23 protein-coding genes are annotated in these 22,885 nt (G+C 65.3%); 15 read left to right on the top strand and 8 right to left on the bottom strand.

The window, feature by feature from the left end; translation table 11 throughout:
- The first annotated feature begins 11 nt into the window (after positions 1-11).
- The 9 genes from RAD15_RS00285 (at position 12) to RAD15_RS00245 (ending at position 8,220) form a co-directional block, all read left to right on the top strand.
- Entirely contained in the window at positions 12-251 is a 240-nt protein-coding gene (locus RAD15_RS00285; protein ID WP_458173232.1) for a hypothetical protein, read from the top strand.
- Between the two features lie 31 nt (positions 252-282).
- The gene (locus tag RAD15_RS00280; RefSeq protein WP_458173230.1) at positions 283-1,404 is read left to right on the top strand and encodes an AI-2E family transporter; all 1,122 of its coding nucleotides are present in this window, start codon (positions 283-285) and stop codon (positions 1,402-1,404) included.
- Between the two features lie 6 nt (positions 1,405-1,410).
- Positions 1,411-2,010 carry a hypothetical protein gene (locus RAD15_RS00275; protein ID WP_458173228.1) on the top strand — a complete coding sequence of 200 codons (600 nt, stop codon included), beginning with the start codon at positions 1,411-1,413 and terminating at the stop codon, positions 2,008-2,010.
- Entirely contained in the window at positions 2,011-2,493 is a 483-nt protein-coding gene (locus RAD15_RS00270) for a DUF992 domain-containing protein (protein WP_458173226.1), read from the top strand. It abuts the gene before it with no gap.
- A gap of 134 nt (positions 2,494-2,627) precedes the next feature.
- Entirely contained in the window at positions 2,628-3,206 is a 579-nt protein-coding gene (locus tag RAD15_RS00265) for an HdeD family acid-resistance protein (protein ID WP_458173224.1), read from the top strand.
- The gene (locus RAD15_RS00260) at positions 3,203-3,508 is read left to right on the top strand and encodes a twin-arginine translocation signal domain-containing protein (protein WP_458173222.1); all 306 of its coding nucleotides are present in this window, start codon (positions 3,203-3,205) and stop codon (positions 3,506-3,508) included. Before RAD15_RS00265 ends, RAD15_RS00260 begins: the two co-directional genes overlap by 4 nt.
- 39 nt (positions 3,509-3,547) lie before the next feature.
- A complete protein-coding gene (locus RAD15_RS00255) occupies positions 3,548-3,790 on the top strand; it encodes a hypothetical protein (RefSeq protein ID WP_458173220.1) in 243 nt (80 codons plus the stop codon).
- A 39-nt stretch (positions 3,791-3,829) separates the two neighbouring features.
- Positions 3,830-5,071 carry an efflux RND transporter periplasmic adaptor subunit gene (locus tag RAD15_RS00250; protein ID WP_458173218.1) on the top strand — a complete coding sequence of 414 codons (1,242 nt, stop codon included), beginning with the start codon at positions 3,830-3,832 and terminating at the stop codon, positions 5,069-5,071.
- Positions 5,068-8,220, top strand: a complete 3,153-nt coding sequence (locus tag RAD15_RS00245) for an efflux RND transporter permease subunit (RefSeq protein WP_458173216.1) — start codon at positions 5,068-5,070, stop codon at positions 8,218-8,220. Before RAD15_RS00250 ends, RAD15_RS00245 begins: the two co-directional genes overlap by 4 nt.
- On the opposite strand, the gene RAD15_RS00240 is transcribed toward RAD15_RS00245, so the two are convergent.
- Together RAD15_RS00240 and RAD15_RS00235 are read right to left on the bottom strand one after the other, a co-directional pair.
- Positions 8,217-9,098 carry an alpha/beta fold hydrolase gene (locus RAD15_RS00240; RefSeq protein ID WP_458173214.1) on the bottom strand — a complete coding sequence of 294 codons (882 nt, stop codon included), beginning with the start codon at positions 9,096-9,098 and terminating at the stop codon, positions 8,217-8,219. The genes RAD15_RS00245 and RAD15_RS00240 overlap by 4 nt on opposite strands.
- 9 nt (positions 9,099-9,107) lie before the next feature.
- Complete coding sequence (locus tag RAD15_RS00235; RefSeq protein WP_458173212.1) at positions 9,108-11,615, bottom strand: alpha/beta hydrolase; 2,508 nt, start codon at positions 11,613-11,615, stop codon at positions 9,108-9,110.
- A gap of 129 nt (positions 11,616-11,744) precedes the next feature.
- Between RAD15_RS00235 and RAD15_RS00230 the strand changes: the two genes are divergently transcribed.
- The 5 genes from RAD15_RS00230 (at position 11,745) to RAD15_RS00210 (ending at position 15,127) form a co-directional block, all read left to right on the top strand.
- A complete protein-coding gene (locus tag RAD15_RS00230) occupies positions 11,745-12,671 on the top strand; it encodes an alpha/beta fold hydrolase (protein WP_458173210.1) in 927 nt (308 codons plus the stop codon).
- Entirely contained in the window at positions 12,668-13,264 is a 597-nt protein-coding gene (locus RAD15_RS00225; protein WP_458173208.1) for a hypothetical protein, read from the top strand. Before RAD15_RS00230 ends, RAD15_RS00225 begins: the two co-directional genes overlap by 4 nt.
- A 92-nt stretch (positions 13,265-13,356) precedes the next feature.
- Complete coding sequence (locus RAD15_RS00220) at positions 13,357-14,004, top strand: CoA transferase subunit A (RefSeq protein ID WP_458173206.1); 648 nt, start codon at positions 13,357-13,359, stop codon at positions 14,002-14,004.
- A gap of 3 nt (positions 14,005-14,007) precedes the next feature.
- Entirely contained in the window at positions 14,008-14,658 is a 651-nt protein-coding gene (locus tag RAD15_RS00215) for a 3-oxoacid CoA-transferase subunit B (protein WP_458173204.1), read from the top strand.
- A 10-nt stretch (positions 14,659-14,668) separates the two neighbouring features.
- Entirely contained in the window at positions 14,669-15,127 is a 459-nt protein-coding gene (locus tag RAD15_RS00210) for a MaoC family dehydratase (RefSeq protein WP_458173202.1), read from the top strand.
- Between the two features lie 192 nt (positions 15,128-15,319).
- Here RAD15_RS00210 and fabI read toward each other — a convergent pair whose 3' ends face one another.
- The 5 genes from fabI to RAD15_RS00185 all read right to left on the bottom strand — a co-directional run bounded on the left by fabI (position 15,320) and on the right by RAD15_RS00185 (position 21,741).
- On the bottom strand, positions 15,320-16,108 hold the full coding sequence (gene fabI, locus RAD15_RS00205; protein WP_458173200.1) for an enoyl-ACP reductase FabI: 789 nt from the start codon (positions 16,106-16,108) through the stop codon (positions 15,320-15,322).
- Positions 16,105-17,319, bottom strand: coding sequence for an acetate/propionate family kinase (locus RAD15_RS00200; protein ID WP_458173198.1), 1,215 nt, complete (start codon positions 17,317-17,319; stop codon positions 16,105-16,107). The genes fabI and RAD15_RS00200 overlap by 4 nt, the downstream gene beginning before the upstream one ends.
- Positions 17,320-17,323: 4 nt before the next feature.
- Positions 17,324-18,286 (bottom strand): phosphate acetyltransferase, encoded by a 963-nt coding sequence (locus tag RAD15_RS00195; RefSeq protein ID WP_458173196.1) that lies wholly within the window; start codon positions 18,284-18,286, stop codon positions 17,324-17,326.
- 29 nt (positions 18,287-18,315) lie between these two features.
- Positions 18,316-20,586, bottom strand: coding sequence for a DUF3141 domain-containing protein (locus RAD15_RS00190; RefSeq protein WP_458173194.1), 2,271 nt, complete (start codon positions 20,584-20,586; stop codon positions 18,316-18,318).
- Positions 20,587-20,649: 63 nt separating this feature from the next.
- On the bottom strand, positions 20,650-21,741 hold the full coding sequence (locus RAD15_RS00185) for an AI-2E family transporter (RefSeq protein WP_458173192.1): 1,092 nt from the start codon (positions 21,739-21,741) through the stop codon (positions 20,650-20,652).
- Positions 21,742-21,900: 159 nt separating this feature from the next.
- Between RAD15_RS00185 and RAD15_RS00180 the strand changes: the two genes are divergently transcribed.
- The gene (locus tag RAD15_RS00180; protein ID WP_458173190.1) at positions 21,901-22,422 is read left to right on the top strand and encodes an N-acetyltransferase family protein; all 522 of its coding nucleotides are present in this window, start codon (positions 21,901-21,903) and stop codon (positions 22,420-22,422) included.
- A 24-nt stretch (positions 22,423-22,446) separates the two neighbouring features.
- Here RAD15_RS00180 and RAD15_RS00175 read toward each other — a convergent pair whose 3' ends face one another.
- Positions 22,447-22,881 carry a hypothetical protein gene (locus RAD15_RS00175; protein WP_458173188.1) on the bottom strand — a complete coding sequence of 145 codons (435 nt, stop codon included), beginning with the start codon at positions 22,879-22,881 and terminating at the stop codon, positions 22,447-22,449.
- Between the last annotated feature and the right edge of the window lie 4 nt (positions 22,882-22,885).

Here is a 22,885-nt window from a genome sequence, read left to right as displayed (position 1 = left end):
TGGAGGCGCGCATGAATATCCGGGCCGTGTATCGCACCCTGATGCTGGGTGCAGCGGTGTCCGTCGCCGCTCCGTCGACCATTTCCCTGGCTCAGCCCAAGGACACCACCGTGGCGGCACCGAAGCAAAGCGGCGCGGCCGCGCCAAGCGATACAAGACCCAACACCAATACCAATCCGGTCAAGCACCGGTACTGGCGACATCGCGGCGGCAAGCATCCGCACTTCGGCGGCCGCCGCGTTCGTAGCTGAGGCATGGCCGCGCATGGCAGTGGATCGGTCGATGAGCGATTCCGGGACGGGAGCCGAGCGAATCCGCGAGGTTGTTCTGCACGAGAGCCTCGTTGAGGACTCCGCGGGAGCCGGACGGCCGAGCCTCCTCGCGATCGGGCTCACTTTGCTCGCCGCGGGCGTTGCCCTGTTCCTGGTGTGGCAAACGGTCTCCAGCCTCCTCATCGTCTTCGCGGGGGTGCTGTTCGCTGCCTTTCTCGATGCCGCAGCGCGGGCTCTGGCGCCGGTCCTTCCGTTCGGTCGCCTGTCGCGTTTGACGCTCGTCCTCCTGCTGCTCTCCGCCCTGTCCGGCTTCGGACTGGCCTGGGGCGCGGGCAAGCTGCCGGAGCAGACGCGCATCTTGCTCAAGGTCATGGATGCCCAGGTCGACATCCTGCAGGAGCATCTGTTGTCCTATGGCGTCGACCTGCTCGGCCCGGAATGGGGCCGCGACTTCGCACAATGGCTGTTCGCCGATCAGGGCCGCTTTCTCAGCCACGCGCAATTCCTGCTGGGTGGCGCCTCCAGCCTCCTGACCGGGGTGCTCGTGATCCTGTTCCTCGGGATCCTCTTTGCCTTCGATCCCACCAGCTACCGCGAGAGCGTGGTCGTGCTGGTCAGGCAATCCAATCGCGCCCGCACGCGCGCGGTGATGGACGAGATCGGCAACGTCATGCGGCTATGGTTCGTCGGCCAGTTGATCCGCATCATCCTGATGACGCTCTGCGTCTGGCTCGCGCTCTATCTCATCGGGCTGCCGGGGCCGTTCGTGCTCGGGCTGCAGGCGGGCTTGTCGAATTTCATCCCCTATCTCGGGCCGATCGTCGCCGCGATCCCGATCGCCCTCGTGGCGATGCCGCTCGGCGCCTCGCTGCTGATCTGGGCCGTCGTCGTCTACACCATCATCCAGTCGATCGAAGGCTACGTGATCGGCCCCCTGATCCAGCGCCGGGCGGTCGAGACGCCGCCGGCCTGGACGCTGGTTGCGATCGTCCTGCTCGGCGCCCTGTTTGGCGTCATGGGCATCGCGCTTGCCATGCCGCTCGTCGCCGTCGGACGCGTCGCGATCATCCGGTTCTATGTCGAGGACTATCTCGGCGACGGTCCCGAGCCGGCAACGGATCATCGTGAGTGACCAGCCATGAGCGAAATCGACGCACAGCAACACGATGCCCCCGAGCCTCCCCCGACGCGCGCAGGAGCAGCTCATTTTCTCTGGCAGCAGCTTCCGTATGCCGTCGCACTGCTGCTCGCCATCGCAGGCGTCGCCTATACCAACGTCTCGCACCAGCCCCTGGTCGGCTATTGGGAGTTTCTGGCGCTCGCCATCGGCGTCGTCTGCGTCATTACCAAATGGCCGGAGACCGAAGGCAGGGAGAGGCAGATCCGTCTGATATGGACCCAGGCGCTGCACTGGATCGCGGTCCTGATCACGATGAACATCATCCTGGTCTCCGGGGTTCAGCAATTGCTTCCGACGCCCGCGACCGGCCTCGTCCTGCTGACGCTGCTTGCGCTCGGCACGTTCCTTGCGGGCGTGAGCCTGCTGTCGTTGCAGATTGCCTTTCTCGGCCTTGCGATGGGCGCGGCCGTGCCGGCGATATCCTGGCTGAAGCAGTCCATCTTCTTCTTCCTGCTCGGCGCCGTGCTGCTGATCGGCCTCGCGATCTCGTTCTGGCTGCGCCAGGACGGCCGCCCCTCGGGCGGCGCAACGGGCGCCAAACATCCGACGGAGGCTTGAATGCGAACATTGCGATATCTTGCAGGCATCTGCGCGTTGACCGTCCTTTGCACCACCACGTCCGCGCGCGCCGAGAGATTCAGGATCGGCAGGCTGCTGTGCTTCTCGGAGCCACGCGTCGGGTTGGTGCTCGGGTCGACGCAGGCGATGCGCTGCGTGTTCAACGGGCTGCGTCCACCCCGGCAGTACATCTACGAGGGACGGATCAGGCGCGTCGGCCTTGATCTCGGCGTGACCAGCGCCGGCACGCTGTCCTGGGCCGTCTTCGCCCGGACCTCGCGGATAGGTCCCGGCACGTTGCGCGGCAGCTATGTCGGCGCGAGCGGCAATTTCGCGCTCGGCCCCGGCCTCGGCGCCAACGTCCTGATCGGCGGCTCGCGGAGAAGCATCATGCTGCAGCCGATCTCGATCGAGCGATCGATCGGACTCAATCTCGCCGCCGGCGTCACCCATCTGACGTTGGGCCCGCGAGGCCAGCCATGATCGGCATCTCGCCGCGCGCGAAACTGGCGGGGCGGATCGGAACATTCCCGCCCCGCGCCTCAGGGTTTCGTCCGATGTCGGCCTTCCCCATTCGACGCTAGGGTTCGGTGCGTATCGCCGCCCGGGAGGAATGCATGTCAGTGTCCGACAGTCGCCGAACCGTCGACGCCGTGCTCGCACCGCCTCGGTGGGCTTGTGCGCTCCTTGGCATCGTCCTGATCGTCGCCGGCCTCTTCGCGCTCGGCGACCTCGCCTTCGCCACCATCATCAGCGTCAAGTTCATCGGGCTCACCGCAATCGCGGCCGGAGCGTTCGAGGTCGCGCATGCGTTCTGGATCAGGGAATGGGGCAGCTTCCTGTGGCGGATCGTTCTCGGCGCGCTCTACCTCGCCTTCGGCCTGGTGCTGCTCACCCAGCCCATCTCGGGCGCGCTGATCCTGACCTATTTCCTCGGCGCGGTGCTGTTCGCGTCCGGCGTCGTTCGATGCGTGCTGAGTTTTGCCTACTGGCGTCAGAACGGCTGGATGATGCTCATCTCCGGCATCTTCGCCGTCATCGCCGGGGTGCTCATCCTGTTCGGCTTCCCCGACATCAGCGTCTGGGCCCTCGGCTTCCTGCTCGGCGTCGACCTGATCTCGCACGGCCTCGCATGGTTGCTCTACGCGCTGCAATCGCTGCGGACGACCGAAACTCGGAGGAGAAAAGCACAATGAATGCTCCCAACCGCCGTGCCTTCCTCGGCCTTGCAACGAATGCCATTGCCGCGGCCGCAATCGGCGCCGTCGGCGTTCGCCTCATCGGCGTCGCGGAGGCGATGCCGATCGATCCCGATCCCGGGCGGGCCGGCGGGTCGTCGTCCCCCGTGATGCCGGCGCAGTGGGGACCGGGGCCCGGTCCGGGCTGGGGCGCCCCGCCACCGCGTCCGGGTTGGCGTCCGCCGCCGCCGCGCCGCCGCCGCCGCTGGGTTTGCTGGTGGCATCGCGGCCGTCGTCATTGCGGATGGCGCTGGCGCTAGGACGCCTCCCGAACCCTTGCCAAGGTGATGGAGGGAATCGTGCGCAACAATTACCAATGGGTCATCGCCGCCGTGCTGGCCGCGCTTCTCGTTGCGGCCACCTGGTTTTGCGTGTCGGTCTGGCGATCGACGCCGGCGATGCCGGTCTACGGCAACGTCATCCTGGTCGGGGCCGCGATCCTCATCCTGGTGTTGGGCTGCGGCCTGATCGCACTGATGTTCTACAGCCATCGCAAGGGCTACGACGAACCCGCGCGCAGCGACAGGGCCGCGCGGGAGTGACCCAGTCCGCTGTTCTGAGCGTGGAGCAAGGAGCGGACAATGAAGCTTGCCGACATCCCGATCCGATTGCTGGCGGCAGGCCTCATGACCGTGCTGACCGACGGGGCCGCCCGGACTCAACCCGCCAACCCCGCGCCTGCCGTCGGAATCGTCGAAGCGACGCGGCGGCCGATCACCGAGAGCAGCGAGTTTCTCGGCCGCATCGAGGCGATCAACCGGGTCAACGTCGCCGTCCGCGTCACCGCTTTTCTGGAACAGCGGCTGTTCAACGAGGGCGCCGAGATCAGGAAAGGCGACCAGCTCTATCGCCTCGAGCGCGGCCCATTCGAGGCCGATCTCGCGGCCAAGCAGGCACAGGTGGCGCAGCTCGAGGCAACGCTGGAGAATGCCAGGCAGACGACGGAGCGCGCACGCACCCTGCTCGGCGGACCGGCCGGGCAGCAGTCGACCTACGACGCTGCGATCGCAAACCAGCGCAGCCTCGAAGCCCAGGTGCAGGCCGCGCAGGCCCAGGTCCAGGCCTCGCAGATCAACCTCGACTACACCGTGATCAGCGCGCCGATCGACGGCAAGATCGGGCGCACGGCAGTGACGGAGGGCAACATCGTGAGCCCCTCTTCCGGCGTGCTGACCACGATCGTCAGCCAGGATCCGATGTACGTCACGTTTCCCGTACCGTTGCGCCAGGGGCTCGAGCTGCGCGAGCGGTACGGTCCGCAAGGCGGCCTTGAAGCGGTGGTGATCCGGTTGCGCCTGCCCGACGGGCGCATGTACGGCCAGTCCGGCAAGCTGAACTTCGTCGACAACAGCATCGCGCAGAACACCGACACGATCACGGTACGAGGCGAGATCGCCAATCCGATCCTGCGCGCTCCGTCCGCGGCCGGCGTCATCGCCCACGAGCTGACCGACGGCGAGTTCGTGACCGTCGTGCTCGAAGGCGTCCAGCCGATCGAGGTGCTCGCGATCCCGCGCTCGGCGGTGCTGTCCGATCAGCGAGGCGACTACGTTCTCGTGGTGGGCACGGACAACAAGGCCGAGCAGCGGCGTATTCAGCTCGGACAATCGACACCGACGATCGCCGCGGTCGTCGACGGGCTTGCGGCCGGCGACAAGGTGATCGCCGAAGGCTTGCAGCGAGTTCGTGCCGGCCAGACCGTCGCTCCTGATCCGGCAAGCGCCCTCATCCTGTCGAGCATGAAGGACGCAGCGAGCGGGCCGGCGCCGCCGGCCGACCACGGCAAGCGAGCTCCGGCGCGTCCGGCAGGCGGCAGCCCATGATATCCGGCGTCTTCGTCGACCGTCCGCGGCTTTCGATGGTGATCGCCTTCATCATCACCATCGCCGGCGCGCTGGCGCTCACGCAAATTCCGGTGGCGCAGTTTCCGGACATCGTGCCGCCCCAGGTCACCGTGGCCGCGACCTTCCCGGGCGCCTCAGCTGAAGTGGTGGAAAGCAGCGTCGCCCAGCCGCTCGAGGCACAGGTCATCGGCGTCGACCGCGCGCTCTACATGAAATCGACCAGCGGCAACGACGGCAGCTACACGCTGACGGTTTCGTTCGCGCTCGGTACCAATGCCGACATCAATACGGTCAACGTCAACAACCGCGTGCAGAGCGCCTTGTCGCAGTTACCGACGGAAGTGCAGCAACAGGGCGTGACGGTGCAGAAGCGCTCCTCGTCAATCCTGCAATTCCTGGTGCTCTACAGCGCCGACGGCCGGCAGGATCCGCTCTTCATCACCAACTACGCCATCATCAACGTGCTCGACGCGATCGCGAGCACGCCGGGGGTCGGCCAGGCGAATCTGTTCGCCAAGATGAACTACTCGATGCGGATCTGGTTCGATACGCAGCGGCTTACCAGCCTCAACCTGACTCCGTCGGATGTGATCGCCGCGATCCGTTCGCAAAGCGTCCAGGCCGCCGTCGGCCGCATCGGCGCGCGGCCGATCAGCGACGATCAGCAGTTCCAGTTCAACGTGCAGACGCTGGGCCGGCTCGCCAGCGTCGATCAATTCGCCAACATCGTGTTGCGCGCCAATCCGGATGGCTCCTCTCTGCTGGTGAAGGACGTCGCCCGCGTCGAGATGGGCGCGCAAAATCTCGACAGTGAAGCGCGGATCGACGGACGCGCGGCCGTTCCGATTGCGATCTACCTGGCGCCGGGGGCCAATGCGGTGACCACCGCGCGGGCGGTGGCAGACACGATGCAGCGCCTGTCCGCGCGGTTTCCGCCAGGGCTGAGCCATCTCGTGCAATACGACTCCACGAGCTTTGTGCGGGACACCATCACGGAGGTGCTACGAACGCTGGCCGAGGCTTTCGTCCTGGTGGTGCTCGTGGTCTATCTGTTTCTCGGCAATTTCCGCGCGACGGTGATCCCGGCCGTCGCCGTCCCGGTGAGTCTGGTGGGGACCTTCGCGATCCTGTTCGTGTTCGGCTACTCCGCCAACACGGTATCGCTGCTCGCGATGGTGCTCGCCATCGGCATCGTCGTGGACGACGCCATCGTCGTGGTGGAAAACGTCGAGCGCGTCATGGCCGAGGAGCCTGACCTGTCGCCGGCCGAGGCCGCAAAAAAGGCCATGACCCAGATCACGGCACCGATCATCGCGATCACGCTGGTGCTGCTCTCGGTGTTCGTGCCGATCGCATTCATTCCCGGCATCTCCGGCACGATGTTTCGCCAATTCGCGGTGACGATCAGCGCCGCCATGATGATCTCGGCGTTGAACGCCCTGACGCTGTCGCCGGCGCTGTGCGCGCTGTTGCTGCGCCACGGCGGCCCCAGGCGGGGCATCATGGGCCGCGTGCTCGGCGGCATCGACTGGCTGCGCGACCGCTACAGCGACGGCGTCCGCCACCTCGTGCACAGGGCCGCCCTGTCGCTGCTGCTGGTGGCTGCCTTTGCCGGCGGCATCTTCGGCATGTCGCTGATAACTCCGACGGGCTTTCTGCCGGAGGAGGATCAGGGCGCCTTCTTCACCTCGGTGCAGCTGCCCGACGGCGCCTCGGTGGCGCGGACCAGCGAGGTCGCGCGACAGATCGAGGACACCTTGAAGCAGATGCCTGCCGTCGATCACGTGCTCGCGGTGATCGGCTTCTCCCTGCTCGACGGCGCTTCCGAACCGAACAGTGCGCTGGTGGTGGCGCGCCTGAAGCCGTTCGCCGACCGGACGGCGGCCGCGGATTCGGCGCAGGCCCTGATCGCCAGGACATTCGCAGCCGGCGCGCAGGTCCGACAAGCCAACGTGCTGCCGTTCAACCTGCCACCGATCATCGGGCTCTCCACCGGGGGCGGCTTCGAATACCAGCTTCAGGCCCTGGAAGGACAGAGCCCGGCCGCGATTTCCAGCGTCACCAACGCGCTGATCGGCGCCGCCAACGCCGATCCACGGCTTGCGCGCGTCTTCTCCACATTCACCGCGACGAACCCGTCGCTCTATCTCGATATCGACCGCCGCAAGGCCCAGGCGCTGGGCGTTGCGGTCAACGACATCTTCACCGCCCTGCAGGCCACGCTCGGCGGCATCTACGTCAACAACTTCAACCTGTTCGGACGCACCTGGCAGGTCAACGTCCAGGGCGAGGCCGCCGATCGCGCCGACATGTCGGATATCTGGCGCATCTACGTGCGCAACGGCACCGGGCAGATGGTGCCGATACGATCGCTGGCCGGAATCAGGATCGTGACCGGGCCGCAAGTCATCACCCGCTACAACAACTATCGCTCGGTGACGGTGAACGGCAGCCCGGCGCCCGGCGTCTCCTCGGGCACCGCGCTGGCCGCGATGGCGCAGATCTCCGATACCGTGCTGCCTTCCGGCTATGGCTTCGCATGGACCGGCACCGCCTATCAGGAGCAGGGAGCCGCCGGCCAGACACCCATTGTGCTCATGCTGGCCGTGTTGTTCGCCTATCTGTTCCTGGTCGCGCTGTATGAAAGCATGGTGATCCCGATCCCGGTGCTGCTGTCGGTCGTCGTCGGCGTGCTCGGTTCCTATCTCGGCATCAAGATCGCGGGCCTCAATCTCGATCTCTACGGCCAGATCGGACTGGTGGTGCTGATCGCTCTCGCCGCCAAGAACGGCATCCTGATCGTTGAATTCGCGAAGGAGCAGCGCGAAGCCGGCGTCGCGCTCGACGAGGCCGCGGTCCAGGGCGCTCATATGCGCTTTCGCGCGGTCATGATGACGTCGGCCGCTTTCATCCTCGGCCTCCTGCCGCTCGTGATCGCGACCGGCGCCGCCGCGCTTAGCCGCCGCGCGGTAGGCACGGCGGTGTTCGCCGGCATGCTGGCCGCAAGCTCGATCGGAATCTTCCTGGTGCCGATGCTCTACGTGATCTTTCAGCGCATGCGCGAGCGCGCGAAAGCAGCTTTCAAATCGGGCCATCGGCCAAATTCGCCCGAACGCAAAGCAGTCTAGACAGATTTCGGGGGCTGGACGGCGAGGCCTCCGAACCAGGCGCCGAAATAGCCTGCATAGAGCGCGGGGACTTCGAGATTCATCGAATGCCCGATGCCCGGCACGACCACAAGCCGGCAGTCCGGCATCGCCTCGGCCATGGCGCGAAGATCAGCCGGCGGGATCCAGCCATCCCGTTCGCCCCACAGCACCAGATGCGGATGCCACAGCTCCGGCATGCGGCGCTCGAGCTCCCTGCTCTCGCGTTCGCGCGTGAGGTTGACCGGCGTCCCGATCCAGATGCCTTCGGAGACGCCGAAGGTCTGCTCGACGATGCGATCGAACAGGGCCTCGATCTCTCCCAGCCCCTCGCGAAAGCGGGGCACGGCGTTCGGCGCCATGCTCTCCGGCACGAACAGCGAGGACGCTGCGGTCGCCATGATCGTCCGCGTCAGCTCCTTGCTCGCCATCATCGCGCGGAACACGCCGATCTGGTCGGTATTGAAGGCCATGCCGCGCGGCGTCACCGGGTCGAGTGCGAACACGCGGCCGAAGCGCTTCGGCTGCATCAAGAGCATTCGTGTGGCGATGATTCCACCGGTCGAATGTGTTGCAAGATGACAATAGCCGATATCGAGCGTATCGAGCGCCGCCAGCATGTCCTCGGCGTGCTGCTGCATGGAGTAGTTGGCATAACCTGCGGCCGGCTTCGGCCGATCGCTGTCGCCACAGCCGCGCCAGTCGATTGCGACCACGCGGAGACCAGATGGAAACAAGGGCGCTGCCAACTCGATCCAGTCCTTGCTGGCGAGATTGCCGTGGATGAAGACGACGGTAACGTCGCCCCGTCCCCACTCCCGCCAGCCGAGCTGGACTTCACCCGCCTGCACCCGCGGCATCAACCCGTCCTATTTGTTCAAGCCTGCGGTGGGAGCGGCGCCTGGTGGTGTCGGCGCCACCGGCAGAGCCGACACCACCGAGCCCCTGATCATGCGATCGGTGCCCAGCGGCGACGAGGTGTCGACCGTCCCCTTGGTCACGAAATCCACGACGTCGGCGGAATATTCCACCGGATTGTCGGTGTGGATGAAGTGTCCGGTCTCCGGATAGATCTTGAGCATCGGCCGGTTTCCGGCGTTGGTCATGCGCGTCATGAACGGCGTGATGACGTCGCGCCCGAGATCCGTCAGTCCGTTGAACGCGGGCGTCGGGATGAACGGCTCCTTGTCGCCGAACGCGAGGAAGATCGGCGCCTTGATCTCAGTCACCCGCTCATAGAGGTTCTTCGGATCATCCTGCTGAAGCTCGGCTCCGATCGTGTAGATGTCGAAGATGAAGACGTTGCACCATTGCTCGAGCTCCTTCGGATTGCCCCTGGTGAGCCCGACGCGCTGCTCGGTGTGGAAACGGGCATATTCACTGTCGCTGAAGAAGTACCCGCTCTTGGCCGCCGACACAGTGCCGGTGCTCGGATCACGCTTCTTGAAATAGAAGAAGTCGCGGATGTTCTGTTCGTCGCGCGCCTTCTCCGCGGCGAGGATTCCGGTCTGGTCCCAGACCTGCTTCCACTTGTCGAAATCGCGGCCGAGGCCGTCTGCGAACAGCGGCGCCTTCTTGTCCTTGGCGATGGTGATCTCGCGCGGATATTCCTCGAGGCCCGAGGGCGCTTCCAGCGCGAGGCCCTGCACCGCATCCGGCCAGGTCAGGGCGTAGCCGACCACGAACTGACCGCCGAGCGAATGGCCGAGATAATAGGCCTTCTTGACGCCGAGCTGGTTGACGACGAGGTCGTAGATGACCTCTCGCATGTCCTGCATCGTGCGCGCCGGGTTCTTGTCGAGATTGCCGGGCCCGGACATGCCGTAGTGCGGCAGGTCGGGCACGATCACCCGCAGGCCGCTGCGCAAGGCATACTGCATGATGTTGCCGTAATGCCCGCCGAACGCGCCCTTGCCATGAATGATGACGAGCACCTTCGGGTCCTTGTCGGAGCCGGCATATTCATCCATGTAGCCGATCTGCCAGGCATTGCCGCTCTTGTCCTTGGCATTGGCGAATTTGACGGGATAGGGATAGGTCACAAAGTCCTTCCAGAAGGATTTTTGCGGATCGATCTTCGCGGCGACGCCGGGCACGCGATAATTCTTGTCGACGAACTTTTGCGCACGATCGAGAGCCGCCACGTCGTCCATGAAGGCGACGAACTTCGGATCGTTCTTGCGGTTGTTGATCAGCGGGAATACGCCGTAATGCGCGACCGGACTTTCCTCCGCGATCAGATCTGCGCCCGGCACGCGGTCGACGGCCTGCTGGGCGAGCTTGAAGTTCAGCCAGAGATCGTTGGTGATATGCATCACCAGCGTGCGGGCCTGGATGCGGCCGAGATAGGGATTGACGTTGTGGATCTCGCCGACCCGGTTGCGCCAGACGAGGTCGACGGCGTCATAGAGCTTGGCGCGATTGGTGACGTTCAGACCGGCCTTCTCGTTGGGCGGATCCCAGTAGAAGATCTCGGGCTGCACCGCGTTGAAATTCTGGGTCGTACGAAAGCCAAAATCGTATCCGGTCATGCCGAGGATGGACCAGCCGAACGCGACGCCCGGCACCGGGTGCTTCTCCTTGGGCATCTTGTAGTAATCGCCCTTGGTGGCCTGCCACACCGGATCGGACTCGATTGCCGCCGTCATCATCTGGAAAGTCCAGTTGCCGACGGGGTCTCCGGCATCAGACTGCGTGGTGCCGCCGATCGGCATCAGCGCGTTGATGTATTCCGGATGCATGACGCCCCAGACGTAGGTTTGCGTACCGCCCATGGAGACGCCGGCCACCAGCGCGACGCGCGCGACCTTCAACTCGTCGCGCAGCAAGCGGTAGTTGGCCTGCACCATGTCGTAATAGCTGTACTGAGGAAACTTGATGCCGAGGCCATCGGACGGCTTGCTGGCACCCCAGGTGCCGAGCGGATCGACCATGATGACGTAGTAGCGGTCGGTGTCGATCGGACGGCCCGGTCCGATGACCGGGACGCCGCCGGACAGGGCGGCGCCCTTGACCCACTGCTCGTACATGTCGGTGGAATCGCCGGAATAATAGGAGTTGATCACGACGGCATTGGTGATCTCGCCAGCGGCATTCCGCCGCGCGTTGCCGATCGCGATGTAGGCGGTGCGCAGCTTGCCGCCGCCGAGCGACTCCAGCGTCACGCCGCCCTCACCGCCGAACTCCCATTTGGAGGGATCGGACAGGTCGTACTTGCCGCCGATCCGGAAGTTCGCGATCTCGTAGGTCTTCTTCAATCCGTCATGCTGCATCTGCGACGAACGCCGCGTATAGGGTTGTGCGGCCGCGAGCGCAGTGCCGACCAGCAGCAGGATCAGGCTGACAAAGCAGCGCTTCACGACATCTCTCCCGATCATGACGGAGTCCTCCCTGGCATTTTGGCGAAACGCTAGGCAGCGCGACCGGGCGAGCTTTGATCTAACTCAATGGAATGCACCTGCGGAGGTTGAGGATCGCTCGGTCGAAACCGCCCCCCGGTCGCTGCAATGCCCTTCCTCAGTCATGGCTCATACCGGATCCGCTATGAGCTCGACGGGCCGGCGGACGCGCCGGCCTATGTGCTGGTCAATGGACTGACGCAATATGCGGAGCTATGGACCGCCTATCGCGACGCGCTGCTGGCCCAGCATTTTCGCGTCGCAACCTTCGACCTGCTCGGCCAGGGCGCCTCCGACAAACCGGCGCTCTTCATCAATCAGGATGACCATATCGCCGTGCTGCATCGCCTGATCGGCGAGCTCGGCGACGGCCCGGTCTTCCTCGCCGGTATCAGCTTCGGCGGCCTGATCGCGCTGCGCTATGCGATCGAACACGGCAAACGGCTGTCCGGCCTGGTACCGATGAGCTGCTTTGCCGAGCTTTCGCCGCAACTGCTCCTGATCGGCAATGCCCTGCGCACCGGCCTTATCCTCGGCGGCACCGGCTATCTCCAGGACCTGCTGCTGCCGATGAACCTGTCCGATCAATGGCTCAAGCCGCTTCTGGACAAGCTCGACAGCGTCAAGCGGCAGGGCTGGCTCGTCAACGACGTCTATGCCCTGCAAAACCTGATGGAGTCCTTTCTCGACTTCAAGCCGATCACGTCGCAGCTCTCGTCGATCACGGCCCCGACGATGATCCTGAACGGGGAATTCGACTTCCTGACGCCGCGCTCCCTGCACGAGACCCTGCGGGTCGAAATCCCCGACAGCGCGCTGGTGATCATTCCCGAGGCCTACCACGCCTTTACGCTCGAGAAGGGCGCGCTCACCGCCGATCTGCTCGCGCGCTTCGCCGAGGATGTTCTGGCCGGTCGCTGGCATGGCAACAAGGCCGTCTTGGTCGCACCGAACGACCCCGGCGGCGAGCTGTCGCCGTTTCCGGCCGGTTACGACCATCTGCGCGCAATTCCCGTACAGAGGCCGATGCCATGAGCGGCTTCCTCGGGCCACTTGACGCCGAAGGACGCGTGCCGCCGCGCCAGCAGACGCGCGTTGCGGCCTTCCTGATCTCGGCACACGGCGCGCTCGCGCGCCAGTTCGCATTGGCGCTGCCGTTGCGGATCGAAGCTGCCTGGCAGACCGAGTTGAACGCACAATTCTACCGGGAGTCCGAGATCGTCTCGCTGCTCCAGCGCTCGACCTCCTGGGTCCCGGATGTCGCTGTGGGCTATATGGCGGCCTCCTGGGAGGCAAGCTGGCTTCCCGCGCCGCTCGAGGCGGTCGCCGACCGCGTGCTCGCGCCGGCGGTCCATCTGGCGACGCTTGCGCATGCCGTTCACGCCGGCATTCGCCCTGCAGCGCTGCTGCCGACCGAGGCCAGCGCGGCCGATCCCTTCGTCATGGCGCTGCGCCGCATCGAGTTCGAAAGCGGCCGCCTGATGCAGGCGCAGATCCTGTTCTTGAAGGGGCCCGACCTCGTGCCATTTCGGGACGCAGTCAGCGCGGCGCTCGAAAGACGTCACGCCGAAGTGCGACGACTCTGGCGCGCGATGCTGGACAGCATCGACATCGATATCAGCGAATGATCGGAAGCCTTGACGCAGATCAATGATGGCAAATTGCCGCCCTCCAACATTCATCCATCGCCTTGCCTGCGCCGCCGAGCGGAGTCCCGTCCATGAAGGCCGTTTCCCTCGAAGAAGCCGTTGCGATGATCCCCGCCGGCGCCAGTGTCATGGTCGGCGGATTCATGGGCGTCGGTACACCGGAGCGACTTCTGGACGAAGTGGTCCGGCAAAGGAAAACCGGACTGACGCTGATCTGCAATGACGCGGCCACACCCGGCAAGGGCGTCGGCAAGCTGTTCGATGCGGCGCTGGTCTCGCGCCTGATTGCGACGCATATCGGCCTCAATCCGAAGGTCCAGCAGCAGATGCTGGCGAACCAGATCGCCGTCGATCTCGTTCCCCAGGGCACCTTCGTCGAACGTATCCGCGCGGGCGGTTGCGGCCTCGGCGGCGTGCTGACGCCGACCGGCGTCGGCACGCTGGTCGCGGAAGGCAAGCGCCAGATCGAGGTCGACGGCAAGCCCTTCCTGCTCGAGACCGCGCTGCGGGCGCAATTCGCGCTGGTGCATGCCTTTCTCGCCGACTACCTCGGCAACCTCGCCTACGCGCTGACGTCGCGCAATTTCAACCCGGTCATGGCGATGGCCGCCGAGACCGTCATCGTCACGGCAGAGAACATCGTCCCCGTGGGCGTCATCGCGCCCGACCACGTGGTGACGCCGGCGCCGCTCGTCGACTATCTCATTACCAACGGGTGACACATGGACCCGCAGATCATCATCGCCCGGCGCGTCGCCAAGGAGCTGAGAAGCGGCAACCTCGTCAACCTCGGGATCGGCATCCCGACGCTGGTCGCGAACTACGTCCCATCCGAGCTCAAGGTGTTCTTCCAGTCGGAAAACGGACTGATCGGCACCGGCCCGATTCCCGAGCAGGGCATGGCGCATCCGACGCTCACCGACGCCGGCGGCCGTCCGATCAGCGCGCTGCCGGGGGCTGCGACCTTCGACAGCGCGATGTCCTTCGGCCTGATCCGCGGCGGCCATGTCGACGTCACCGTGCTCGGCGGCCTTCAGGTCGATGCACAAGGCCATCTCGCCAACTGGATGATCCCGGGCAAGATGGTGCCGGGCATGGGCGGTGCGATGGATCTCGTCAGCGGCGCCAAGCGTGTCATCGTCGCCATGCAGCACGCAGCCAAGGGCAAGTCCAAGATCGTCGCCAAATGCACCCTGCCGCTGACCTCGGCGCGGCCGGTGAATCTCGTCGTCACCGATATCGCCGTGATCGGCTTTCCCGACGGCAAGGCGACGCTGCTGGAAACCGCGCCCGGCGTCAGCATCGGCGAAGTTCTGGCGGTGACGGAAGCCGAGATCGTCGTGCCCGACACTGTCCCGCAGATGAAACTCTGACGAGGCGCCCATGCGGATATTCGGCGATTTCAGCGAGATCAAATCCGCCGTCGGCACCGAGATCGGCGTCAGCGACTGGGTCGAGGTGTCGCAGGACCGCATCAACCAGTTCGCGGAGGCGACCTGCGACGAGCAGTGGATCCATGTCGACCAGGAGCGCGCAGCCAAGGAGATGCCCGGCGGCAAGACCATTGCCCACGGCCTGCTGTCGCTCGCGCTCGCGCCGCTCTTCATCCGCTCGGTGATCGGCCTGAAGGGCCTGCGCAATACGCTGAACTATGGCGCCGACCGGATCAGATATCTCGCGCCGGTGCCGGCGGGCTCGAAGCTGCGCGGCCGCGTCACGGTGGCCGAAGCCGAGGACGTGCCGCCGGACGGGCTGCGCGTGAACTACCATCTCGTGATCGAGATCGAAGGCGGCAAGAAGCCGGCCTGCATCGCCGAGCTGATCGCCCTGCACTACCGCTGAATCAAAACGCTGAAAACAACCCCATGCACAGTAGCCATGTGGTTGTCGGCATTATGCTTTTCAGACGACAAAACCGCCTCGACGAAATCACTTCGGAAAATCCGTTGACCCGTCGGGCAAAACACCGGCATAATGCCATGATCCGCCCAACGCATCCCTGCTCGCCCGCCTCGACCACGCGATGACACGCGTTCAGTCGATGATGTGATAGCCGCCGTCGATGTAGAGCACGCCGCCGGTGATCAACTTGGCGCCGTCGAGCGCCAGGAACGCGGTGGCATTGCCGACATCGTCGATGCTGACGAGGCTGCGTGACGGCGCCTTGGACTGCGCCCTGTCCATGAGCTCATCGAATTCGGGGATGCCCGACGCGGCGCGCGTCGCCAGCGGTCCCGGCGAGATCGCGTGCACGCGAATACCCTTCGGGCCCAGCTCGGCGGCGATGTAACGGACCGATGCCTCGAGCGCGGCCTTCGCCACGCCCATGACGTTGTAGTTCTCCACCACCATCTGGCTGCCGTAATAGGTCATGGTGAACAAGGTCCCGCCGTTCTTCATGAGCGGTTCGGCAAGATGGGCCATGCGCATGAACGACCAGCACGAGACGTCCATGGTCTTGAGGAAGCCGTCGCGGCCGACGTCGACGACGCGGCCGTGCAAGGCTTCCTTCGGCGAGAAGGCGATGGAATGAAGCAGGAAGTCGAGCTGCCCCCACTCCTTCGCAATGCGCTCGAACACCGCCTCGGTCTGGCCTTCGACCATCACGTCCAGCGGCACGAAGATCGGCGCCTCCAGCGCCTGCGCCAACGGCTCGACGTGTTTTTTGGCGCGATCGTTCAGATAGGTCACGGCGAGATCTGCGCCGAGGGCACGAAATGCCCGCGCACACCCCCAGGCGATGGATTGGTCGTTGGCAATGCCGACAATCAGGCCCTTCTTTCCCTTGAGGGCCACCTTGCTGTCCGGAAAGACGGGAATCATGACACCCTCTCAGCTCTCGAGTTATGCGAATGACCGTTCATCAGAAGCGCCAATGTGTGCTGCGCAATCATCAACTCCTCGTCGGTCGGAATGACGTAGACGGGGAGCGCGCTGCCGGCGCGCGAGATCAGCCGGGCGTGGCGTGCATTCGCGGCCGGATCGAGCGCGGCGCCGAGCCATCCGAGCTGTTCAGTTACGCGGGCGCGGATCGAAGCGGAGTTCTCGCCGATGCCGGCCGTGAAGACGAAGGCATCCAGCCCCTGCAAGGCGGCTGCGAGCATGCCGGCATTGAGGCCGATGCGGTGGACGAAATAGTCGATCGCGAGCCCTGCCTGCCGGTCCGTGCTCGCTTCCAGCTCCCGCATGTCGTTGCTGACGCCGGACAGGCCTTTCAGTCCGCAATCGCGGTAGAGAAAGTCCTGGACCCTTGTGGCCGACATGCCTTTCTCGGAGACGAGATAGAGCACGACGCCGGGATCGATCTGCCCCGGCCGCGTCCCCATCGGCAAGCCGTCGAGCGCCGTAAATCCCATGGTGCTCTCGACGCTGCGTCCGCCCCTGAGCGCGCACATCGAAGCGCCGCTGCCGAGATGGGCGACGATCACCCGCCCCCTGGCAATCTCGGGCGCCACGTTCGGCAGGGTCTTGGCGACGTATTCGTAGGAGAGACCGTGAAATCCGTACCGCCGCACACCCTCGGCATAGAGCTGCTGTGGAATGGCATAGTGGTCGGCAACCGGGTCATGCGAACGATGGAACGCGGTGTCGAAGCAGGCTGCCTGCGGGAGCGTCGGGAAATTCGCAAGAAGCGAGCGGATCGGCGCGAGGTTGTGCGGCTGATGCAAGGGTGCCAGCGCGACGAAGCGCTCCAGACGGCACACCACCCCCTGGTCGATCAGGACCGGCCGATCATAGTCCGGGCCGCCATGCACCACGCGGTGACCGACGGCGATCGGCGTCACCCGGATCTCGTCCCGCAACCAGTCTCCCGCGACCGACATTGCCGCCGGAACATCAGGCACGGTTTCGATCGGGTAGGCGCGATCGGCCAGCGTGTCGCCACCGGCGGCCGTCGCGCGCAGGCGCGGCCGGCTGCCGATGCCGTCCATCTGTCCCTTGATCTGCCGTCGAAGGGTGCCCTCGCCTTCGATCGAATAGACCTGAAACTTGACGCTGGAGGAGCCGGCATTGACGACGAGGATCGTATCCATGGCGTCACGCAGCCACTGTCGGCGCCTTCTGGCGCCGGGCGCGAGCATAGAGTGCGGCGACCGCACAGGATGCCATGCGTGCGCGCGGCGAGTCCGCGCGCGAGGTCAGGACCACGGGCACACGGGCGCCGAGCACGATGCCGGCGCCGTCCGCCTTGGCGAAATAGGCAAGGTTCTTGGCCAGCATGTTGCCCGACTCGAGGTCCGGAACCATCAGGATCTGGGCACGGCCGGCGACCTCGGACGTGATGCCCTTGATCCGCGCAGCTTCCGGATCGATGGCGTTGTCGAAGGCCAGCGGTCCGTCGAGCACGCCGCCGGTGATCTGGCCGCGGTCGGCCATCTTGCACAGGGCGGCCGCCTCGATCGTGGATGGAATCTTCGAGGTCACCGTCTCCACGGCCGACAGGATCGCCACCCGCGGCGTCTTGCCGAAACCGGCCTGGTTGTAGAGATCGATCGCGTTCTGGATGATGTCGCGCTTGGCGTCGAGATCGGGGAAGATGTTGATGGCGGCATCCGTCACGAAGATGGTTTCGGCATAGGCCGGCACGTCCATGACGAAGACATGGCTGATGCGCCGGTCGGTGCGCAGGCCGCCGGTCTTCGCCGTGACGGCGCGCATCAACTCATCGGTATGGAGGCTGCCCTTCATCAGCAGCTCGCCCTTCGCGGCGTGAATGAGCTCGACGCCCTTCGCGGCAGCATCGTCGCTGTGGGCGGCGTCGACGATCTCGAAGCCGGACACGTCGAGATCGAATCTGGCGGCCGTATCCCTGATCTTTGTCTCGGGGCCGACCAGGATCGGCCGGATGATCCCCGAGCTGGCGCTGTCGACGGCACCGCGGAGCGAGGTCTCGTCGCAGGGGTGCACGACGACCGTTGGTATCGGCGGCGACGCCCTGGCCGCCGCGATCAGACGGTCATATTTGCTGCCGGATTGTGCCTGCGCCGTATCCGCCGACATGATGCTGCTCCCGATTCCGCCAATCCGCGCTACGACGCCCTTGCCTTGGGATCGGCCTTGGGATCGAAAGGGGCGACGTTCGACGTCCACTCCCCCTCCCCGTCCAGGCCGAAGAGTCCGGCGATGCGCTTCAGACGATTAGCCCGCTCGCCGGTAATGTCCTCGCTCGCCGACAGGACCTCGCGCATGGCCGCGAACGCCGCGCGCTTCTGGTTGAGGTCGTCCGGCAGCATGGCGGGAATGGCGGCGAGTGCGGCGTCCCGGTCCAGCAGCAGCATGAAGAATTGCTCGCGCACCAGCATCTTGAACTCGGTCAGCGTCAGCCGCGCGCCGTCATGCTCGCGCCGGACCTGACGCAGCGCCTCGATGCTTCGCTCGTCGACCATGCCGCGGGCCGAGCCGACATAGAGCAGCGCACGGATGGCAGCTTCGCGAAGACCACCCTCGCCGATCTTCGCCCTTAGCTCGGCGACCCGCCTGTCGAGCATCGCGCGGTGCTCGGCCGACATCTCCCGCCTCCGCGACGGCGCGGCGGTCGGATCGATGCCGACCGCGGCCTGGAGCGCCGGCGAGCCATAGACGTTGAGAAAGATGGTCTCGCTCAGCGCCTCCTGCGCGTCGCGCCAGCTATCGAGCGCGTGGACGATCTGCTTCGACATCTGCTCCTGGAACACCAGGAAGGGATTGTCCTGCGAGACCGGCTTGCGGTTCTCCTCGACACGATCGGCGGCCGACTTGACCGTGGACATCAGCGGATTCTTGCTGCTGAACGCTTCATATTGCATCCGCAGCGGATGCACGTTGCGCGCCCAGTCCGCCATCTGCGGGGTCACCATCTTCTTGACCCAGGGCTGGACGAATTTCTGATAGGCCGCCAGATTGAGCTCGGAGACGCGCTTGGCGGCAGCAAAGCGCCGCTCGTCCTCCGGCGAATTGCCGCCCATGGCGCGGATGTCGTCGAGGGTGCGGGCCTCACAGCGCATCACCCACTGTCCGGCCGCGAGATCGGCATTGAGCGTCTCGCTGCCCCTCGGCTCGAACGTGGCCTCATAGAGCCCGGGCGGCAGCACGTCGATCAGGTCAATGTTGCTGGAGAATTCGGCGTGCTCCTTCTTCGCCACGCCGCCGGACACGAAGATGCCGAGATGGCCGATGCTCTCGTGAACGGTGTAGACGATGGTCTGGCCATAGGCCCTGATCTCGTCGACGTCGGCGTAGCAATCGAGAATCCAGTCCAGCGCCTGCTGCGGCGGGGTGACGTTGTCGCCCTTGGAGCAGAACACCACGATCGGCGAGCGGATGTTGCGCAGATCGACCTTCTGTCCATCCGACATCTCGATGCGGCCGGCGGCGAGATTGTTGCCGATGAACAGTTCATCGACGATGAACTGGATCTCCTCGGCATTGAGGTTGACGTGCCCGCCCCACCAGCGCTCGAAATCCAGATAGCGGTCGGCTTCGGTATCGACCTTGGAGTAGACGTTGTACTGCTTGGTCCAGAGCGTGTTGGACGGATTCTGGTTCTCGAAATTCTGCACCAGCCAGGCACCGTCGAACTTGCCGGCGCCGAGATCGCTCGCAAGCGCCGTCAGCCAGCTTCCGCCCAACAGGCCGCCGGAATAGCGCATCGGATATTGGCCGTGCACACCCGCCCAATAGGCGAGCGGCGCGCCGGCGATGATGAGGGGCCCGAACAGCTCCGGCCGCAGCGAAGCCAGGATCATGACGGCCCAGCCCGCCTGGCAATTGCCGATCACGCAGGGCTTGCCGTCCGCGTCGGGATGGCGGCTGATGACGGTCTCGATGAACCCTGCTTCCGCCCGCGCGATGCGCTCGATCGTCTGGCCCGGCATCGGTTCGGGCAGGAACCCGATGAAATAGCAGGGATGTCCCGCCTTCATCGCGACGCCGATCTCGCTGTCCGCCTTGAACCCGCCGATGCCCGGCCCGTGGCCGGCGCGCGGATCGACCACGACGAACGGCCGCCGGCTCATGTCGATCTCGACGCCAGTGGGCGGAATGATGCGCACCAGCGCGTAGTTGACGGGCTCGTCGAGCTTGCGCCCGTCCGTGATCAATTCGGCGGCATATTGCAACACATGTGGCGCGGTCTGCGCGACATGCTCGCGATACTGGTCGCCACGCTGGCGCATGACGTCCAGGAACAGCACACTGCGCTGTCCCGCATCGACCATGTATTCCACGGCCGAGGCAATCAGCCCCGACATGGGACCATCAGGCAGCTTCAGACCATCAGGCAGCTTCAGATTTTCAGGCAGCTTCGGATTTTCGATCGCCATGTTCGACCTCGTCGTCGCGCTGGGACATTCAAGAAGCGCGGCGAAGACCGACGTTGATTTAAGTCAACGGTCGGCGACGACCTGCGCGGCCGGCGCGGCGCGATCGGTCCTGATCCAGGCCGCTGCGAGTTCCCAGGAGACCGAAAGGATGATCGGCCCGATGAACAGGCCAACGATCCCGTGCGCGAGCGTTCCGCCGATGACCCCGATCAGGATCACGAGCGTCGGCGTCGTCAGCCCACGTCCCATGACCAGCGGCTTCAGGATGTTGTCGAGGAGACCGACGATGACGAGAAATACCGTCAGCAGCAGTGCCGTGGTCACGTCCTTGTCCATCCAGATCCAGATCACGACGGGAATGAGGACGATCGCCGCGCCGATCTGCACGATCGACAGCAACAGAACAATGACGGCCAGCAGGCCCGCGCTCGGAATGGCCGCGAGCTTGAAGCCGATTCCGGCCAGCAGTGCCTGGACGATCGCGACGCCGATCACGCCCTGCGACACGGCCCGGATGGTCGCGCCTGCGAGTTCGAGAAAATGCTCGCTCTGTTCCGGCACGATGCGGGACAGGAAGCCGCGGATCGCAGCGACGAGCTGCGGGCCATAGGGAAAGAGAAATCCGGCGACCAGCACCGACATCAGGAACTGGAGCGTGCCGAGGCCGGCACTGCCCGCGAACGACAGCATCATGCCGGCAATCGGCTTCAGATACGGCGCAACCTCGCGCACGGCCGCGCGGATGTTGGAGTAGGCCTGATTCCAGAGTTCGTGGAGCTGCGGGCCGACCAGGGGCCAATCCTTGATGCGCTCGGGAGCCGCCTGAAGCACGAGCTCGCCGCTGCCGAGTTGATCGGCGAGGTCCTTGATCCCTTCGACCGCGCTCAGGCCGAGCCAGGCCGCCGGGCCGATGACGACGCCAAGCATGACCAGGGTGAGGAGAGCCGCGGATGTCCGCGGGCTGCCGCCGAGACATTTGGCGAGCCAGCTGAAGACCGGATAGAACGCCACCGCAAGCACCGCGCTCCAGGTCAGGATCGGCACGAAGGGGCGAATGATCAGGAACGTCCACAGGATCAGCAGGGCCAGCAATCCGAGCCGGATCACGAGCTGGACGATCTCATCGGTGGACAGAAGCTGGCGAAGTGTCTTCAAGGCTTGAGGCCTGCGTCGCGGGAGTGGCTCCGTCCGGCGAGCCTAGCGGCCCGTCTCGCACCGCAGGCTTGATCCAGATCAAGCGGCACGCGACCGGCGCACGGCCTCATCGGCCGAACGACGCCATCGAATGTCGGCCACCAATCGCGGCGCGAACGCATGTCGGATACGGCAAGTTATACCCGGACGGACCAGCTGCGCGACGGCACGCCGGTCGAGATCCGGGCATTGCGGCCGGATGACGAGGCCGACATGCTGGCCGCGCTGGAGCAAGCCAGCGCGCAATCGCTCCAGCGCCGGTTCTTCGCGCCGAAGCGTCACTTCTCCGACAAAGAGCGCGCCTTCTTCGTCGATGTCGATTTCGAGAACCACGTGGCGCTGGTGGTGTGCGCGACGGATGCAGGCCGGATCCGCATCGTGGGCGGCGGACGCTATATCGTATCGGAGCCCGGCAGCGCCGAGATGGCCTTCACCGTGATCGACGCCTGGCAGGGACGCGGCATCGGCGGGCTGCTGATGCGTCACCTGATCGCCCTCGCCCGGGATGCCGGGCTGAAGGAACTGACGGCGGAGGTGCTGGCGGAAAACACGGCGATGCGCCGCGTGTTCGAAAAGTCCGGGTTCAAGCCGGCAACGGCCAGCGACCCACATACCGTTCACGTGGCGCTGAAGCTGGCCTGATCCTGCGTCCGCCAGCGGGACGCCCTACCGCAGGGAAATCGTGATCTGGCTGATATTGGCAGCGAGCTCCAGGCCTGCTTTGGGCCCCTGCATCACGATCGTCACGCCCTTCTCGTTGCGCAGGTGGACGCCGTTGACGCCGCCGACCAGAGCGAAGCCGCCGCCGACGGAGCTGTAGGTGCCGGCGAAGTCGCCGATCTCGCGGATACCCGAGGCCCAGCCGTCGAGCCGGCCGACCGTGGCGCCGACCGTGATGCCAAAGCTCATGCCTGATATCCTGAACGGATAGGCCTTGCCGCGATAGGTCAACACGCCGCTGCCGGCGCCGCCGCCGATCACGAGGCCGCCCTTGACGATCTTGGCCCTGACGTGACCGGCCGCTTGCGCAAAGGACGGCGTCGCAGGCAGCACGAGGCCGAGTGCCAGCAGGACCATTGCGATCAGGCGGAGCACGCGCATGCGC

The organism is Bradyrhizobium sp. 14AA (genome assembly GCF_054185205.1).
This window is presented reverse-complemented; position numbering and strand designations above follow the sequence as displayed.